Here is an 18,561-nt window from a genome sequence, read left to right as displayed (position 1 = left end):
CTCCGGATCGAACCGTAAAGGGTGCCTGCGGTGCATGTCCGCCATGCCCTCAACCCAATCAGGAACATGCAATTATTCGAATCCCAAGCGGGCACAATGCCTTGGAGATTCTCTTGGTCTGATCCCGCTGGGAGTGGTTCAGCCCCACAACCACAAACACTTGCCCTGAACCTTCTCCGGATCGAACCGTAAAGGGTGCCTGCGGTGCATGTCCGCCATGCCCTCAACCCAATCAGGAACATGCAATTATTCGAATCCCAAGCGGGCACAAAAAAAGCCTCACATTTCTGTGAGGCTTTTTTTGTGATCCCGCTGGTACAAAACTCGAACTCTTTTTTGGAAGATTTAAGGCGACTGAAACAATTGAAAGAAAGTCTTTACCAGTATGATATGGCGTGCAATCCCCCTAAAAAATCTAAGATTCATACTAAAGTAAGACAACTGAAAAGGTGATAGATAATTCACCAATTCTATGAACCTGTTGATACGAAAGTATTAATAGACCATCATCCTATTTCTTGGTATTTATCTCATTAATTAGTTTCAGCAAAATTGAGTCAACTGTCCCATCTTTAACGAACTTCATTACCGACTCCTTTGAACCTTCGCATAATTCAAACTTATTTTTGTTTAGTTCTTTTGTAACCATTAATATTTCTTGCTTTTTCAATATCGAGATAAATTTGTTGTATTCAATGTTTATCTTGTTTATTCCATTAAATCTGGGAGAAATAACTTTATGTTCCCATTGTCTGCCTAACCTACCGCCACTATAAAACAGCTTAAAAAATGATTGTAAAAATGTGCGTAAAGTTTTTGCTGAGTCTTCTTTCGTACTTTCCCGTAAAGCGAAGGATGAATCAAATAAAGAATCGAACGAACAGTTTATAAAACTATCTTTGGATAAAGATAGGGTAGCTGAATGAAATTCTGTGTTAAGTATAGTACAATCGACAAAGAGAGTCTTTTCGTTAAAAGTACATTTCGAAAAATTACCAAAGTTGTCTATGTATGAATTTTCTATTGTTAGATTAGAAAAGTCGAATCTTGGTGGTTTTTCTGGATTTACATTGATGATACTCAAGTTGCGGATATGTCTTTTTACACCACCGAATAACGAAATTAATAGTTCAGTATTCTTCTCAATACTATTATTAAAATATCTATGATTGATATTCAAACAAAGGTTAAAAATGTTAGCGATAGCTTTTCTTTTTGCTAATATTTCCAATGCCATTGAATCTATCTGTGATAAGATTTCATTAACTAATAATAATTCGTCGTCAGTCCATTTCTCTAAACGGTTTGCTAAATCATGATTAAAAGCGGAACCATACCAGCAACTATCTGTTATAATCTCAATAAATTTCTTTGTTATCTTGATTTCAATATTATTGTAAGTAATAAATTTGGATACATATATAGCCTTGAATTGGTCTACCAGAAAATCATACCTAAACAATAAAGTTTTTCCTACAGCCTTCAAAAATGGATGAGACTTAAATGCCTCAACCTGTGTATTATTTATTCTCTGTCCTAGACTTTTTTCTAATTCATTGTGTAAATCATCTATTTTTAATATTCCTCGATTATTAACCGAAAAATCTATAAAGAATTTTATTTGTTTATCAACCTCAATTTGATCTACCCTAATTTGCTCTCTAGTACAAACTCTGAAAATTATGTAATCTGATTTGACTTTGCTGTTTAGATATATAGAATCCAAAGCAGTATCGATTAAGTCTAGATGCTCGGCATCACTCTGTATCAATGTTCTAACAATATCCAATACATAAGGATGATAAATATATGTCTCTTGATCAGAATCCGTAGGATATCTGAAATCATCGGCAATTTTGATAGCTTTTTCACTTTTTTTTGAATCACCATCGAACGACATATTAAAGAATTCAAGAGCTAAAGTCTTGTCAAATGGTTCTAACTCTATGGTTTTAAAATTCGTGTCTACCAATTCACTTTTGTTCCAAAAAAATGATCTACACGTAATTATCACCTTGCCATTACATAATTCGGAACTGAATTCTTTAATTGAGTTTAGAAACTCTGTTATATTAAAATTAGGAATTTTAGAAATTACCTCATCTAAACCATCTATTATCAATAAAATATTACCTGCGTCAAGATTAATTCTAAAAAGCTCCTCTGACAACATATTTTGAGTGTTGCCATCTGTATCAAATTGGGCTTCGTAAAAATTGAAAATATTTAAAGTGTCAGCTTTTTTACTCTTGAGTAAGCTATCTTTAATCTGAACAGAATCAATAAACAATACTTGTAAGCCGGGATTGCTTTTTGTTAAGTCATCAGCTAAATATTGGGCAAGCGTTGTCTTTCCTATACCACCACTACCTTTGATTACAAAAATTGGTTCTTCGACGGAAATAAACCAATATTTAAATATTTCATTTATTCCAGACGCATTAAATTCGTATTTGAACGGAGGTAATACAAAATTGGAAATGCTTAAGTATTTGGAATCTTCTTCATTTCCAAATTTAGGATTACAATAATCTTTGATAAAATCATCAAGGTAAAATGTATTTACAGGTTTAAACTTATCCTGAATGTTTTTCTTTCGAATATCCCTATTGCGTTGTGTTCGATCTGGTGTAATAAAGATAATTAGGTTTTTATCTGCAAATATTTTTGAGTGTTTCGAACGAAGTAATTCGAACGTTTTGGTTTGATTTGTACCATCATATAGATACAAATAGTATGTAGTCTTTCTTGTTAAGTCTATTTCATTATACAGAACGTAACCTACTCGGTTGGATCTATCTTCTATAGAATCCATATGCGTAAACGAAGCATTTTGCTTGTAGAACCGTAATACTTTTAAAAAGTCATTATAACCTTTGAAAGTTCGTTTGTCAATTCCTTCAATTGGATAAAAAACGAATTCTCCACCTCTATGTCCAGCGACTGCTATAGGCCCGCCTTGAGGCGTTTGAAACTGATTGGTGTAATATTTACTTTTGACATACTCAATTAATTCAGAAACACGGAATTCCCTTTCGGTACTATTAAGATACTCTAGAATATATTCACAAAATAATGTGTTAGTCTCATTATCAGCATCTTTCGCCTCGTTAAAGGCAGATGTTAGTGCCCATCTTGAGCTTTTTTCAAAGTATACTGCTGATTTTTTGAACTTTCCTTGGGTTAATAAACTATTCGAAAAACAACTGTCGGAAATTAAAAAAATGTGTTTGCACTTTATTCGTTCTATGCATCCAACTATGTCCCTATTCGATATAAAGTGAGTAAAATTAGTTGCTTCATATGGAACCCAATATCCCATGTCTTCTTCATCATCTAATTCCCCATGTCCTGAATAATAGATTATTAGATTATCCTCCTCATCTAATTTGCTTGCATATTTTTTTAAAGCCGTTAGAATATTTAAACTTGTTGCTCGCTCATCGTAAACACTATATGTTTTGCTTTCTTCGAAGTTATATTTCTCTATTAGTACATCCTTAAGGTCTTCGCAATCCTTAACACAACTCAAGAGATGATCGTTTTTTAAATACTTATTAATCCCGATCAAAAATAAATGGTTTGCCATACATAATTTTTAATTAAAAAATACTCAACTTTTATATAAAAGTCGTAACTGATCACAATTGACGCTTGTTATTTAATTTTTAAATCGCAACTCTTTTCAATGACGAACTAACCTTGTTAAACTCAATATCTGCAAAATCTCTCTGTGCCTTCTCCTGTACATCAATGTCCTTCGTTTGAAGTAGGTTTGCCATATATTGAAGTTTTCTCTTGACATTTTCGATTAAGTCGGACCATTTCATGATCCATATCTCAATATTCTTATTCTCGTTTCTGAAATAAAAATATGGATTATCCTCACCTTTTTGCCTGCCCTGAATATCGAACGTAGCATCAGAATTAATTTCAGAGCTTAGGAGAAGTATTTTGAAAGAAACATCACGGCTAATTGAATTTAGCTTCTCAATTTCTCGTGCATACTTCATAACCTGAGCAATTTCTTTTGGACTAATTTTAACCTTAGGTGCTTTCAATTCAACTATTAGCACTTCTCGCCTTTTATGATCTAAAATTCTTTGATTATACATGAACAAGTCTGTGATAGATTTGACAGACCGCTCAGTGACTTCATTGATATTGTCATCTTTTTTCGACGCTTTGTATCCCAGACAGTCATCCCGCAACTGAATTAGATTTTTCTCAAGGTTTTTATCTGAAAGCAATTTTGTGGTTTCATTATATTCTTCTCCAAATATCCACAACATACGTTCAAGAAATTTGTGTAATTCTTTTCTCTCCTTTACATTTTTGGCTATATCGCTATATACCAGCTTTTCCAAGAAATCAACTTCTTCAATCTTCGTTGCTACTTTGTCCGAAAATTCTATGATATTTTCTAAATCAGTTTTTTCCAATAAGTCAGAGAACTTCGATATGAGCTTATTGTTTAGTTTCAGTATACTGTATAGAATTTTGTTAAGCTCGCCATTTGAAATAGTTCTGTCTATTAGTGGGTAGATGATTTCTCTAAGCTGGTTGTTGTCTTTTAACAAATGGTATCGATCCTCTACTAGATAAGCCAATTTATCGAACAGTATCACTTTGGATTGTGAACTCGACTTTTCTTTGTAAGGATAATATGTGTCTTTCTTTAAATTATCCGAAAAGTTGTCAAACTCTTTGTTTCTCTCCTTAAAAAAGACATTTAGCTTGTCTTTGATGAACTCTCTAACTTTTCTCCAATCAGGATCCAGATCATCAAGATCGATATTACGATAAATATCGGAAGATAGCGTTGAAGATGATACATAAATAAACCATCCTCCGACTTTAGGACTTAACCAAGTAGCATCGTATTCTAAACTCCCTGCAATTGTATTCAATCCTGCATTTTGAACTGTTAGAAAGACTTTTATTTTTTCAATTTTTTTTATTGGCATAAAGTCAAAGAGCACCTTATGATCTTTCCCCTTACTGTCTGTAAATGTTGAAGCAATTTTGATAGGCTCACTAGTTACAAAATCAGTTGGGTTAATTGGGTGTCCGTTTATGTGAAAGACGATGTCTTTATTAAAGATTTTAAGAGGATATCTTTCGAAAATTGCATCCGATATATTTTGACGCAAAAATTTGTCAATTATCTTTTTCTTTGGTTCTTTTTCTGTAACATACGAAGGATAAAGATTCGTAATAGTTACCTTATAATAGGTGTTATGGTTCTTTCCTTTTAGTAATTCCTCCTCAGTGGGGATATTAATTTCAGATACATTGATATTATTTCCAAAACTATCAAATGAAAGAGGTATTACGGCTTTCGAAAATGTTTTACTTTCGCTACAGTAACCAACCGTTTCAATTTCAATTTCTTTGCCAATCTGAAAGCTTGCAAACCGACCTATCCCTTTTCCACCGTCTTTGTTGGTAGTTCCTATATCTAAGAGTTTAGTTTCTAACTCATTGATATGAACACCCTTTCCATCGTCTTTTATTGAAATTCGTTTGATGTGGGTCGTGCTTAATTCTTCATCAGACGCATAATCTATCTCAATCCAAATATTTTTGCTTTTTGCCTGAATAGAATTATTCATCAATTCGCTAAATGCTACAAATGTGCTGATATAATTCGCAAACAACTCATTGACTAGTCTGGAATTTGTAGTTAATTTTCTCGACATTTCTAATGAAATAAGTAAACTCTATATTATAGAGGATTTTCTTAGCGAATTTATGGAAAAAAGTGTTACGAAACACTTAGATTATCAATCTAATAATAACTTATATCCACACAGTGCTAAATATAGCGATGCGCTGTTTTTTATAAAAATCTTCCTATACTTCGTCCTGTCTCATGAAAAAAGGTCGGTACTAATCGTAAAATTTGGAGAGGCATATTGGCTTCATTTTAAACCTTTAGTATTATGAGACACCTATTACACAAAATCGTCTCCGACATACAGAAACAGGAACGTAAATTGTCGGCAGAGGCTTCGAGTTTTATGGACGAGGCATACAGGATGACGGTCTATCTGAAAGAGCTTCTCGCAGACATCAAAGAAGATATTATAAACGAGGGCTTCACAACATTAGAGGACGAAATACTTTTCTTTAAGGAGATAAAGCCTACTGTTCTTGGCAAACTCATCTATTACAACAAAGTGTTCAGAATAGAAACTGCCTGCCCTGCAAGTAATGGAAATATCTATGAAAATTATTTTGCCATGCACCTGCGTGAATTGAAACAGGAATACACCGAACATGTCTGTAATTCCGATTTTTACCGCTATTACCGTTCCGGCAGAACCGACCGAGATGAACAATACTTTACACTTGGCAAAATCAATTGCTATGACGGGCTGAATAGCTTCGTGTTTGAAATTGATACGAAATTTTCGACCTACTTTGATTACAAAGTGGCAAAAATTATAGCCAATGAATTAGTTTACAACTATCTGACGACAAAACTAAGCCCCGAACAAAACCCCGATGTATTGCTACAGCACGAGGAGACCAAAGATGTTTTTTGGACACAATCGAAAAATGCCCTTATCGAATTGATTTATGCACTCTACGCCTGCGATGCCATTTCGCACGGGAAAATAGGTATCCGCAAAATCAGCATGGTGTTCCAAATCCTGTTCCGTGTATCACTGAACGACATACATAACAGCTTCCACCGGATGAAGACCCGTGCAGGCTCACGGACATTGTTTTTAGACCAACTCAAATACAGCTTAGAGGAATATATGGATAGGGAAGACAACCTATAAATTTTTGTCATCTATTTCCATCAAAAAGGACAGCATTACTCGGTGCTGTCTTTTTTTTGTCCGTTTGCCTATATGTGTCTATCGGCAAATCCATTGATTTGGATGCCGACCGATTGACCAAAAGTGCGAAAAGCCCCAAAAAACAGCACTTTATATCAATTGTAAAAAAATGAAAAAAGTGCCTTTTTGATAGACACGTATCGGAAGACAGCCTGCGCCAATCACTCCAATTTTGTGGTGTTAGAAATCATTAAAAGTATTTGTTATGAACATCGACAGAATGGAATTTATCGCATGGATGGAACGTATCATGGAGCGTTTCGATATTTTGAAAGAGTACGTCCTAAACATCAAGAAAGAACGGCACAGCATAGACGGCGAGGAATTACTGGACAACCAAGACCTGCTCCTCATGCTGAAAATCAGCCACCGCTCCCTGCAACGATACCGCTCCACGGGCAAGCTACCGTATTACACCATCAGCGGAAAGCTGTACTACAAACTATCGGATGTACACCAGTTCATCAGGGAAAGTTTCAAAGCCCCTATACGGCGTACAAAAGAAAACCGATGACAAACCCTACCACGAAAAGACGGGTACGGCTATGCCCTACCTGCTTCGCCTACTTTCGGACAATGTAAACTTTAAAAAATCAATATCATGAGCGAACAGACAAATGAAAATCCACAGCAATATCCCGAACAGCTTTCGGATGTGCTGTTGGTGATGGACAAGGAAAAAAAGAAAATCCAAGCTGTTACGGGGGTTGACGAAAACGGCAATCTGAAAACCGTTGATGCCACCAAGAAAAACCAAAACCAATTTATGCGGGTGGACAGAGCCGGAGATTTGTTTACAAATTTCTTCTCCAACTTTTGGCGACAGCTTAAAGACCCGACCCATTTCTCGTTCTTCAAAGTACCTGCAAAGGAAGCGGTCGAAACCGCCAAAGAAATGCAGAAACAGGTCGATGCCCCCACCAAAGAGGGCGAGGCTGTCATGGCAAAGCATGAGGTCAAAGAGCCAAAGGAGCAACAACAGGAAACCAAAAAGGATGTGGAAGCACCACAGGCGACACCGGAAGCACAGCAATCACAGGAAAAAAACGAATACCGCTATAAGGCGGAAGATGTGGACTGGAATTATTTAGCGCAATTTGGGATAAACAAAGAGAGGCTTGAAAAAGACGGGCAATTGGATTTGCTGTTAAAGGGCTATAAGACCAATAAGGTATATCCCACAAGTGTCAATTTCGGTGCGGTCATCATGCGCTCGGAAGCAAGGCTCGGTTTCCAAGACGGTGAAGACGGCAAACCTGTACTTATGATGTATGGTGTACGCCACGAACCCAACCTCAAAGCCCCTTTCTTTGGTCACGAGTTTACCAAAGAGGACAGGGAAAACCTACTCAAAACCGGAAACATGGGGCGTGTGGTGGAATTGACCAACCCCAAAACAGGCGAAAAGATACCCTCCGTTATCAGTATCGACCACCTAACGAATGAGGTTATCGCATTCCGGCAGGAAAGAATAAAAGTACCCGATGAGATTAAGGGCGTAAAGTTGACCGAAGACCAAAAACGGGATTTGAAAGATGGGAAAGCCATTTATTTGGAGGGATTGGATTTTAAGAACAGTACGAACAAAAATGCCTATGTGCAGTTCAACGCCGACAAAAAATATACGGAGTTTCTTTTTGGCGATAAAGCCCCCAAACAGACACAGGAAAACGACCCGAAAATGTTCCGCAACAAAGTGTTTTCGGATGAACAGTACAAGCAACTCACCGAGGGCAAGACGATTTACGTTTCGGATTTCAAGGACGGAAAAGGAAACCCGTATAAAGGATATGTCACGCTGAACAAAGAAACTGGAAATTATGATTTCAGCTTTAAAAACCCCAATGCGCTGAAAAATAAGGCACAGCCTGCCGAAGCGCACAAAACACAGGTTGCCGTGAACTCCAACGGGAAAACCAACGAAGCGACCAAGCACATCAACGAGCCTCTGAAACCGGAGCAACAAACGCCGAAAAACATAAGGCAACAGCAACGGCAGAATGACCCTAACCGTCCGGCTAAATCCAGAGGGGTAAAAAGATAATACCATCAAAAAACATTTTCCTTTGGAAATCCCCTTTCACAGAATACGAAGGGGTTTCTCAAAGAGAAATGTTCACCACAAAATCCATTAAAAGAGATAGTATCATGAAAGCAATCATTGCAGAAAAGCCAAGTGTGGCGAGAGAAATAGCTACCCTGTTGGGAGCGACCGAAAAACGGGATGGCTACCTAACAGGGAACGGATACGAAGTTACGTGGGCATTGGGGCATTTGGTCGGACTGGCGATGCCCGAAGATTACGGGGTATCGGGCTTCCAAAGGGAAGTCCTGCCCATATTGCCCGACCCTTTTATCCTTACGGTACGCAAGGTAAAAAAGGACAAAAGTTATGTTCCCGATAGCGGAGCCTTAAAACAGTTAAAGATTATCGAACAGGTCATCGGCAGATGCGATAGTATTATCGTGGCCACCGATGCCGGACGTGAGGGGGAACTCATATTTAGGTACATCTATGAATACCTAAAGTGCCGGAAACCCTTTGAACGCCTATGGATAAGCTCGCTCACGGAAAAGGCGATTAAACAGGGTTTTGACAACCTAAAAGCCGGAAGCGAATTTGACGGGCTGTACCGTGCCGGACAAGGGCGGAGCAAAGCCGATTGGCTTGTGGGTATCAATGCTTCGCAGGCGTTGAGCATTTCGGCAGGGCGTGGCGTTTACTCGCTTGGAAGGGTACAAACGCCTACGCTTGCCCTTATCTGCAAGCGGTATTTGGAAAACAAAGACTTTGCCGTCAAGAAATACTTTCAAATCCAGTTGGAACATCGTAAAGAATTTGTGGATTTTAAGAGCCTTTCCAAGACCAAATGGGATGACAGAAAACTCGCTGACGATACGCTGAAATCTATTCAGCGTATCGGAATAGCAACCGTTACGGCGGTGGAAACCAAAACGGTCACAGAGCAACCGCCTTTGCTGTTCGACCTTACGGGATTGCAGAAAGAAGCCAACAAAAGGGCGTTCTATACTGCCGAGGAAACGTTGAACATTGCCCAAAGCCTGTATGAAAAGAAGTTTATCACCTATCCCCGTACAGGGAGCAAGTACATCCCCGAAGATATATGGTCGGAAATCCCTGCACTGGTAAGGAATTTGGAAGCACGGGCTTCATGCAAAGAAGCGGTCGGAAAAGTGAAATGGGGGCGTTTCAACAAACGTATCGTGAATGACGTAAAGGTCACAGACCACCACGGTCTGCTGATTACCGAAAAAATCCCGTCCGAATTAACGGCACACGAAAACGTTATCTATGATATGATTGCGCACCGCCTACTGGAAGTCCTTTCGCCTGCCTGTACCAAAGAAATAACCGACATCGGATTGCAGGCTCTGCACTATGACTTCACATTGAAAGGGTGTAAAATCCTCGAAGCCGGTTGGCGTGGCATTAAAGAAAAATTCATAGATGAGGACAGCGAGCCTGTGCAGGAACTGCCGGAACTAAAGGTCGGCGATGAGCTGAAAATCAAAGAGGCATCCGTACTGGAAAAGAAAACCAAACCGACTGTTCTTTACACCGAGGCAGGTCTGTTGTCCGCAATGGAAAATGCCGGAAAGGAAATTGACAACGAGGACGAACGGAAAGCCCTAAAAGACATCGGTATAGGTACACCTGCTACAAGAGCATCCATCATCGAAACGCTTTTTAAAAGGGATTATATTCGGCGTGAAAAGAAATCCCTTATCCCTACCCATAAGGGATTGCAGGTTTATGGGGCAGTAAAGGACAAAAAGATTGCCGATGTAGCCATGACCGCCGAATGGGAAATGGCATTGCAGAAAATCGAAAACAACGAGACGGATGCAGGTGCTTTTCACCGTGAAATGGAAGCCTATGCCACTTCCATTACACGGGAACTTTTGGACACGGGCATTGCCAATGAAAAACAACCGGAACTGACCTGCCCCAAATGCAAGAGCCGTCAGCTATTGGTTTGGAACAAGGTTGTAAAATGCCCCGATGAGGCTTGTGGTTGGCTTCAATTCCGTACTGTGTGCGGAGTGCCGTTGAGCCTTACCGATATAGAAAACCTCGTGACCAAAGGAAAGACCAACCTTATCAAAGGCATGAAAAGCAATTCGGGCAATAAATTCAATGCCTATATCGTCATGAACGATAAAGCCGAAACCTCCTTTGAGTTTGAAAACAGGAAACCAAAAAGGAAATAAAATAAATGCTTTGTTTTTTGGACGGCATACAGCGTGAGGGATAGAAACGACATCCTTTTGCGGTCCTCGCAGATCCGCAAAAGATATATCGGATAGGTACTGTCTTAAAATGCAAGAAAAATCTACAGATTTTTTTGCGTGAGTGATTGAAGTGGAAAGCCCACAGGAACGAGGACTTGTAGCGGAAAGCACGGTGCCGCTCGGCACACGCCATAAAAAAAGCCATGCATAAAGCATGGCTCAAATAATTCAAGTATAATATTTTTATATAGCAGATTTTGGACTGAAATATCTTTTCCTGAACCAAAACGCGAGATTGACTAATGCAATCAAAGCAGGGACTTCAACCAACGGTCCAATAACGCCAACAAAAGCCTGACCGCTGTTAATTCCAAAGACACCGATTGCCACAGCAATTGCCAGTTCAAAATTATTTCCAGCAGCAGTAAAAGCTATAGCTGTACTCTGTGAATAATCTGCACCTGCCTTTTTACCAGCGATGAAACTGACAGCAAACATCAGGGCAAAGTAGATGACCAAGGGAACAGCGATCCGAAGTACATCGAAAGGAAGCTGCAGTATCATTTCGCCCTTAAGGCTGAACATAATGATAATGGTAAACAGGAGTGCAATCAGGGTGATCGGAGAAATAAAGGGAATGAAACGGTTCTGAAACCATCCTTCACTTTTTAAAGCAATCAATCCATATCTGCTAATGACACCAGCGAGAAAAGGAATACCCAGGTAAATACCTACGCTTTTAGCAATTTCAGCGATAGAGATATCTACTGAAAGTCCTTCGATACCAAAAATCGGAGGAAGAACTGTGATAAAAAGATAAGCATAAAGACTATACAAGAGAACCTGGAAGATACTGTTGAGTGCGATAAGTCCTGCTGCGTATTCCCTGTTTCCCTCAGCCAGCTCATTCCATACAACAACCATTGCAATGCACCTGGCAAGACCGATGAGTATCAAACCCGTCATATATTCCGGGTAGCCATTTAAGAAAAGGATAGCCAGTACAAACATTAATATCGGACCGATCACCCAATTCAGTAGCAGAGAAGTTCCCAGAACCGTTACGTTACGAAAAACCTTGCCGATCTGTTCGTAGCGGACCTTAGCCAAAGGTGGATACATCATCAGAATCAGCCCAATCGCCAAAGGGACATTTGTTGTTCCACTGTTGAAGCTGTTGATCCAATGGGTAGACGAAGGAAAGAATTTTCCCAAAGCAATACCCAGTGCCATCGCAAGAAAGATCCAAAATGTAAGATAACGATCAAGGAATTTTAATTTTGACTTCATCTACTAAAGTTTTATAGTGGAAAAAACATAAAACATCTCTGTTGCGATTTGTAAACTTCGGCTTGCATATACCTCGTTTTGTTGCGGGCTTCCATCGGAGCTTTTAGGGTCTTCAAAAGTCACCGGTATACGTTTTTCAGCACCAGCAATAAAAGGGCAACCATCATCAGCCTGGGAGCAGGTCATGATTGCCGCAAAGTTCGATGCCGGGTTAAATGTACTGTCGTACTTCTTGGAAAAACCTATAATAGGTTCCGCATTGTCACCTGCCTTTATCGCATAAACCGGATTGCCGCCTTCTGAAATTTTAAAAATTTTATAGCCTTGTGCCGTTAATGTCTCTGCAACTTTCGGAAATAGGGCTGTTTCATCTGTACCACCGGAATAACAGGCTACATCAGGTGTTTTAAAGAACAATGCGGCAGTCTGTGCCCATACCTGCGATAAATGGCTACGGCGTGAATTGTGCGTACAGATAAAATTCAAATTAACCTGTTGTGCTGTATCGACTTTTTTCTGTATAAAATCAATCAATGGAAACAATAAGGTTTTGCGTTCTTCACTAACCAGCCGTTCCCAATCAAGAAGGCCGATGGTATCTGATAATGTAGGATAGATCATAATAAATTTATTGGTTAACAGCATCCCGAACCAGGAGTGCAGCATGATGATTGATTAACCGGTAGATCCGCTAGATTCTTCTTTTGTTTTTCAGCAGGAATACCACACGCGTCCTGGGCAAGACATGCTGTGGTTAACGACTTTAAAACAAAGGTCTTTCCATTAAAATCCAGACCATATTTGCCAATGGTATCGCTCTGATATTCCACTTCGATCTCTGCATCTTCTATGCCCAGTTTGTCCTCTGAAAGAGTAATAATATGCAGCAGTTTCCCGGGTTTCAAACGATGCTCATAATCATCTGCATTCCAAAGTTGAAAGTTCACTACTTTTTCTTTACGGATCACGCCGCCGCAGTCTATAAAATTTTTCGTGATCTGGCCCACTTCCGTCACGTGGAAGTGTTCGGGAACAAATGTTCCATTCTCCAATTGAAATTCCACATTTTCCAATGTTGGCAGGATTGCTTTGATTTCTGATAGTTTCATTTTACTGAATTTAAATTGTTAGAATTATATATTGCAATATTACGATGATAATGATTAAAAAAAAGCGCTAGGAACAGCAGCTGTTTACTTTTACATCCTGATTAAAGAATCCGTTGAAATCCGCCTGAATCTTTTTCCATACTTTCTCATCAATACAGTAGCAAACTGATTTTCCTTCAATAGTCCCCTGTATAATACCAGTACTTTTGAGTTCTTTTAAATGTTGTGAAATCGTTGCCTGCGCTAGTCCGAGTTCTTCAACCAAATCATTGCAGATACAAGCTTTCTTATCAATAATGTACTGAAGTATGGCAATACGTGCCGGATGGCCTAAGACCTTAAAAGCCGTTGCCAGTTTATTGTGCTTGTCCGCAAAAATTTCTGTTTTTGTAAGTCCCATGTTTTAATTATATATCGCAATATTACGATATTACAACTTATTATCCAAATAAAAACTGAAAAATTAGTTTGTGATTGATCTCAAATGAGTTGAACAGACTATTTCAGATCAAATTGTGCATCATAAGGAATATCTTTTTTCCATAAGAAATACATCATTGAAAGTAGCTTTTTTTGAACTGCTACATAAGCTTTCATTTTGACCTTTGTTCGTTCATAAACTCGTAAGAATAAATTGTAAAACTGTGGCTGGTCATGCCGGACTGCACAAAGAGCTGGCATGTGAAGCACACGGCGTATCCTTGAATTACCCTTCTTAGATATCTTAGTCCTACCGACGTGAGCACCCGACTGATTTTCAATTACATCATAGCCAGCATAGTTTATCAGCGCTCCAACTTTTTTAAAGAGAGTAAATCCGTTTGTTTCAGCTATGATTACCGCAAATGATAAAGTGCTTAGTCCTTTGATGCGTGTAATATTTGCATGTTGCTTCTTTAAGAGCTGATCCCCTGTAATAATCTCAGCAATAACCTTTTCCAGTTCCTTAATTTGTTTGTCAATCATTTTCAATGTTGCCTTTAATTGTTTTGTGACAATGGAATTCTGAAACTGGCTATGTTCTATTGCATGTAATTGATTATTGGTAACCGTTCGAACTTCATTCAGCGCCTGATGCCGCCTGGTACAGTCTCTGAGTAACAAAAGATTTTTGCTGGGTGGTGTCCATACTTCAAGCTTTCTTTCTGCGCCTATCATGGCTAGCCCTTTTGCATCAATACTGTCATTTTTGGATTTGGAACCAATTGCTTTTAGCCAACTTTTGGCCTTATTAGGTAAAAGAATAGATACTGTTTTTCCTTCAGAATAGAGGAACCAGGCTATCTGCTCATGATACACACCTGTAGCCTCCATAACATAGTTAATCGGAAGTTGTTCAGGAGTATGCTGCTGCACCCAGGAGAGCAGTTTAACAAATCCAGTTTTTGTGTTCAGGAATTTGTGTGTGGCTTTAACCTTTACATCCTGCAGCTCATTGATTACGGACAAACAGCAGACAATCTCTTTCATGGAAACATCCACACCTACAGTGTACTTTAAATTTCTCATAATTAATTCTGTTTATATCAGAAGCTCATCTCCCTGTCTTTGCTCATTAAATTGCTAATCAGGTACAAAACCTGTTAATCGGTACTGTTCAGACTTTAAGAAAAGCAAGAAAAGGAGGATCTGCCTATCTCGTCAACATCGTAAAAACGTGTTCTGCCCGGCCACGAATTACCTCCTTTCTCTGATTGTTTACAGGAGGTTACATACCTGACATCATTTTGTTTTCTACGTGTTTCACCCGACCTGAATTTACCTCCTTTTGTTCTTGAACAAAGATATGAGCCCGACCCGTCTGCATTTTTTCGATAGCCTGGGCATGGGGATAAAATGCAGACGGTGGCACGCCCAAACCCTACTTTTCGTCCTGCTCGTCCATTCTCTTGATAAGTTCCTCTCGAAGCGCATCAAGGAATTTAGTACGGTTCATCTTCCGGTTTCTCAACTCCAAATAGGTCTGATAAAAATTACCCAAATCAATATCAAATGTGCTTTCAAAATATTGAGCGACTTCTCTTATGTCGTTGTTCCCTTTGTCAAATACATCTTGATAGTGCAAAGCATAAATCAATTCTATCAACGCCACTTTGCTACCCGTCCATTTCAATTTTTTAAAGGCTTTCGGTTTGTCTTTTTGGAATTTGTTATACAACTGGTCTTCGATGTAAACCTGTATCAAATCGTTGGCTATTATCTTGGCGACCTTGTAATCATGCGAAGTGGAAAAGGACTGGTCAGACTGGAAATAATAAGTATCCAACCACAGCTTTATATCATGTTTGCCACGTACAAAAAAACTTTCGTCAAGAAAGGAATTGTTGCTACGGTAATACTTATAAAAATCGAGGTTGTTGTCAAAGAACCTTTTTAGTTTTTTCAACTCTCTATTGAGGTACTTTCTTATGGGCTTTGCACCATAAGGCTTCTTTGTCTCGATTTTGTAAATAGCATTGTAATAAATGAGTTTGGCAACAATGGTGGGTTTTTGATATTTAAAAAAGCGGATTTCTTCGTCAACATTCTTAAACCCTTTTTTTAAGATACGCTCCTTTACTTCGGACAGGCATTCCAAAATCAGATGTATAACGGCTTCTATGCGTTGTATGGAGCAATCGGCTTCAATTTCCAATTCATTGATTGCCGTTTCCAGATTATGGAATATTTCTTTGAAATAATTATTCATATTTTGTTAATTATTGTTTGTTCTATTTAATAGATAAAAATTCTAACTAATGAATTACAAGCAATTCATACACAGAAAAAATCAAGACGGAATTAATCCGTCTTGATTTGTGAAAAAATAATTAGATTACACCTAATTGAACTTTTGCTCCCATAATATGATTTTCGTCATTAGTTTCTAATGCGAAATACCCATATGCCAAGGCTGATGCAGAAGCTCGTTCTATAGCTTGTTCATAAAGTTGCCCCCAAGTTCTACCACCTTGATTTTCATAAGCTGTAATTAGCTTTCGAAGACTTGCCTCTCCGAAAATAGTTACATGTCCAGAAAAATCATTCGCTGGATCTCCTAAGTGGGCTGTTGACCAGTCAATAATTCCTGCGACAATACCATCCTGTGAGGTAAGTATGTGTCCTGCATATAAATCACCATGAATAAACTGTGTAAAATCTGGCCATAGTTTATCGTTATCTAACCATTTTTTATAGCGTAATTCAAGCTCTGAACTTATCCCTATTTCTGATTTTACCGTTTTTAATTGATTATCAATCTCTGGTCTTAAATCAGACGGCTTCATAATCTTCAGATGATTTTTAATCACTTCTTCTTCTGTAATATCATGTAACTCTACTAAAGATTTCGCTAATGATTGTATATAGTTTGGACTGTCTTTATCCATATTCCAAACCATACCATAAGTTTCCGCATCAACCGTAAGTGCAGGTTTTTCTTTAATTAGTGGATAGGCTATTAATTTTGGAGATGTAATCTTCCAATCGGGAACTTTAACAGATAGGTGTTTTTTTACAAGATGTAAAATTCTCTTTTCCTTATCTATTTGTTCACTCATATCATTCCGCCGAGGAATACGAAGTAACCACCTCTGTCCTTTATTATCTATAGCGAAACCTACCCTAAAGTCGATACCCATTTCATTAAATCTTATATTTTCTGTTAATAACAGTCCATGCTCTTCTGCAAGTATTTGAATATCCTTGATTGTCATTTTTTTCTATTTTTGCATCTATCCCATTTAAACGGTATAGATTATTATAAATTAATTCTTATTAACTAATTGCGATATTTCACCGCTTATAATGTTACTTTTTCCGACATCCCTTTTAGATTTACCAATTTTCATTAACATAGGCGATAAAAAGGAAACTATTCCAATTAGTATTGTTATCGAACCTGAGAGTAAAAACGAATTTGATATTCCGATTTTTTCAGCTAATGCACCAGTAAATAACAAACCTACAACCGATGGTAAAACAGCTAAGCTGTAGTACATAGAAAACACTCTTCCTAACATGTTAGAAGCGATTTCCAATTGTATAATCGTTGTAAATGAGGCTGAAAATATTGATAGTGAAATACCAGCCAATATGGTAATTACAGCATATCCTATAAACCATGTGGATGGTAACAAGCCACATAATAGAAAAGAAGCTCCTAATAATATATGCATGGAATTAACCATAATGATTTTTTTAGTTTTTATCTTAGCTAAACCTAAAACTGCACCTCCTAATAGCATTCCTACAGACCAAGCAATTTCGATCACACTCATTTCCCATTTACCCCCATTGTAATATTCAGTTGTTAATAGAGGAAACATAATTGCAGTTGGCATAATGAAAAATGTAACCATCATTGCGTATAAGAAAAGTAGAGCTAAACCTCTCTTCGCTAAAACATTCTTGAAACCATCTTTCCAATCTTTCAAAATGTAACTTATTGAAAGCTTTGTATTTGTTTTGATGTGAGGAATATGCACAAATACTAAAGATACAATGGCGATAATTGCTCCAAGTATATCTAAGTATAAGACGGTGGAAATAGACAAGTAAGTGATAGCTAAAGTTCCAATTGCTGGACCAGCTATTCCACTCACCGAATGTATTACTTGATTAATTCCTGCTATCCTAATCAATTCTTTTTTTGGCACAAGAAGTGGAGCTATAGTCTGTATTGCCGGAGAGTGGAACGCATTTCCAACAGAACGTAAACCCAACATAAGATAAATCCAATTGATATTTGCTGTTTCATTTCGTAGAAGAATGCTCATCGTTAATGCGCACAGTGCTAAAAAAATATCAGACATTATTAAGACCTTTTTACGGTTCCATCTATCGATAAAGACACCAACAAAAGTCCCTATTATAGCTTGTGGGAGCATTCCTGATATCCCTGCAAAAGCCAATACCTCAGCCGACCTATGCTCTAAACTCAACCAAATAATAATTGAAAATTGAACGGCATTGCTGGTCAACATAGATATAAATTGTCCAGACCATATAAATACATAGGTCTGTACCCATTTTCTATTTTCCATGAAAATTAATGAAATAGTTATACAACAAAA

Annotated in this window: 14 protein-coding genes; 4 read left to right on the top strand and 10 right to left on the bottom strand. The window is 38.1% G+C overall.

Going from position 1 to position 18,561, the window contains the following annotated elements:
- Nucleotides 1–511: 511 nt before the first annotated feature.
- Both ACWICE_RS15900 and ACWICE_RS15895 read right to left on the bottom strand, forming a co-directional pair.
- Nucleotides 512–3,589: a caspase family protein gene (locus ACWICE_RS15900; RefSeq protein WP_116776474.1), complete on the bottom strand. Its 3,078-nt coding sequence runs from the start codon at nt 3,587–3,589 to the stop codon at nt 512–514.
- 79 nt (nt 3,590–3,668) lie between these two features.
- Nucleotides 3,669–5,702, bottom strand: a complete 2,034-nt coding sequence (locus ACWICE_RS15895; protein ID WP_116776473.1) for an ATP-binding protein — start codon at nt 5,700–5,702, stop codon at nt 3,669–3,671.
- A 243-nt stretch (nt 5,703–5,945) separates the two neighbouring features.
- Between ACWICE_RS15895 and ACWICE_RS15890 the strand changes: the two genes are divergently transcribed.
- The 4 genes from ACWICE_RS15890 (at nt 5,946) to ACWICE_RS15875 (ending at nt 11,087) form a co-directional block, all read left to right on the top strand.
- Nucleotides 5,946–6,794, top strand: a complete 849-nt coding sequence (locus tag ACWICE_RS15890) for an RteC domain-containing protein (RefSeq protein ID WP_454298760.1) — start codon at nt 5,946–5,948, stop codon at nt 6,792–6,794.
- A 265-nt stretch (nt 6,795–7,059) separates the two neighbouring features.
- Entirely contained in the window at nt 7,060–7,368 is a 309-nt protein-coding gene (locus tag ACWICE_RS15885; RefSeq protein ID WP_013632691.1) for a helix-turn-helix domain-containing protein, read from the top strand.
- A gap of 87 nt (nt 7,369–7,455) precedes the next feature.
- Nucleotides 7,456–8,898, top strand: a complete 1,443-nt coding sequence (locus ACWICE_RS15880) for a DUF4099 domain-containing protein (RefSeq protein ID WP_454298759.1) — start codon at nt 7,456–7,458, stop codon at nt 8,896–8,898.
- 104 nt (nt 8,899–9,002) lie between these two features.
- Nucleotides 9,003–11,087, top strand: a complete 2,085-nt coding sequence (locus ACWICE_RS15875) for a DNA topoisomerase (RefSeq protein WP_454298758.1) — start codon at nt 9,003–9,005, stop codon at nt 11,085–11,087.
- A 264-nt stretch (nt 11,088–11,351) separates the two neighbouring features.
- On the opposite strand, the gene arsB is transcribed toward ACWICE_RS15875, so the two are convergent.
- From arsB to ACWICE_RS15835, 8 genes are all read right to left on the bottom strand, one after another.
- Nucleotides 11,352–12,398: an ACR3 family arsenite efflux transporter gene (arsB, locus tag ACWICE_RS15870; protein WP_454298757.1), complete on the bottom strand. Its 1,047-nt coding sequence runs from the start codon at nt 12,396–12,398 to the stop codon at nt 11,352–11,354.
- A gap of 3 nt (nt 12,399–12,401) precedes the next feature.
- Entirely contained in the window at nt 12,402–13,019 is a 618-nt protein-coding gene (locus ACWICE_RS15865) for an arsenate-mycothiol transferase ArsC (protein ID WP_454298756.1), read from the bottom strand.
- 14 nt (nt 13,020–13,033) lie between these two features.
- Nucleotides 13,034–13,507: a DUF6428 family protein gene (locus ACWICE_RS15860; RefSeq protein ID WP_454298755.1), complete on the bottom strand. Its 474-nt coding sequence runs from the start codon at nt 13,505–13,507 to the stop codon at nt 13,034–13,036.
- A gap of 67 nt (nt 13,508–13,574) precedes the next feature.
- Nucleotides 13,575–13,907 carry an ArsR/SmtB family transcription factor gene (locus tag ACWICE_RS15855; RefSeq protein ID WP_454298754.1) on the bottom strand — a complete coding sequence of 111 codons (333 nt, stop codon included), beginning with the start codon at nt 13,905–13,907 and terminating at the stop codon, nt 13,575–13,577.
- 98 nt (nt 13,908–14,005) lie between these two features.
- Nucleotides 14,006–15,016, bottom strand: a complete 1,011-nt coding sequence (locus ACWICE_RS15850) for an IS110 family transposase (RefSeq protein WP_454298753.1) — start codon at nt 15,014–15,016, stop codon at nt 14,006–14,008.
- A 352-nt stretch (nt 15,017–15,368) separates the two neighbouring features.
- On the bottom strand, nt 15,369–16,196 hold the full coding sequence (locus ACWICE_RS15845; RefSeq protein ID WP_160370905.1) for an RteC domain-containing protein: 828 nt from the start codon (nt 16,194–16,196) through the stop codon (nt 15,369–15,371).
- A gap of 121 nt (nt 16,197–16,317) precedes the next feature.
- The gene (gene mph, locus ACWICE_RS15840; RefSeq protein WP_045754347.1) at nt 16,318–17,202 is read right to left on the bottom strand and encodes an Mph(E)/Mph(G) family macrolide 2'-phosphotransferase; all 885 of its coding nucleotides are present in this window, start codon (nt 17,200–17,202) and stop codon (nt 16,318–16,320) included.
- A gap of 51 nt (nt 17,203–17,253) precedes the next feature.
- Nucleotides 17,254–18,531, bottom strand: a complete 1,278-nt coding sequence (locus ACWICE_RS15835; protein WP_149914632.1) for an MFS transporter — start codon at nt 18,529–18,531, stop codon at nt 17,254–17,256.
- Nucleotides 18,532–18,561 lie beyond the last annotated feature (30 nt).

The sequence above is a fragment of the Sphingobacterium sp. NPDC055346 genome (assembly GCF_053645235.1).
The sequence above is the reverse complement of the archived record's forward strand: the minus strand, read 5'-3'. Positions and strand labels throughout refer to the sequence as shown.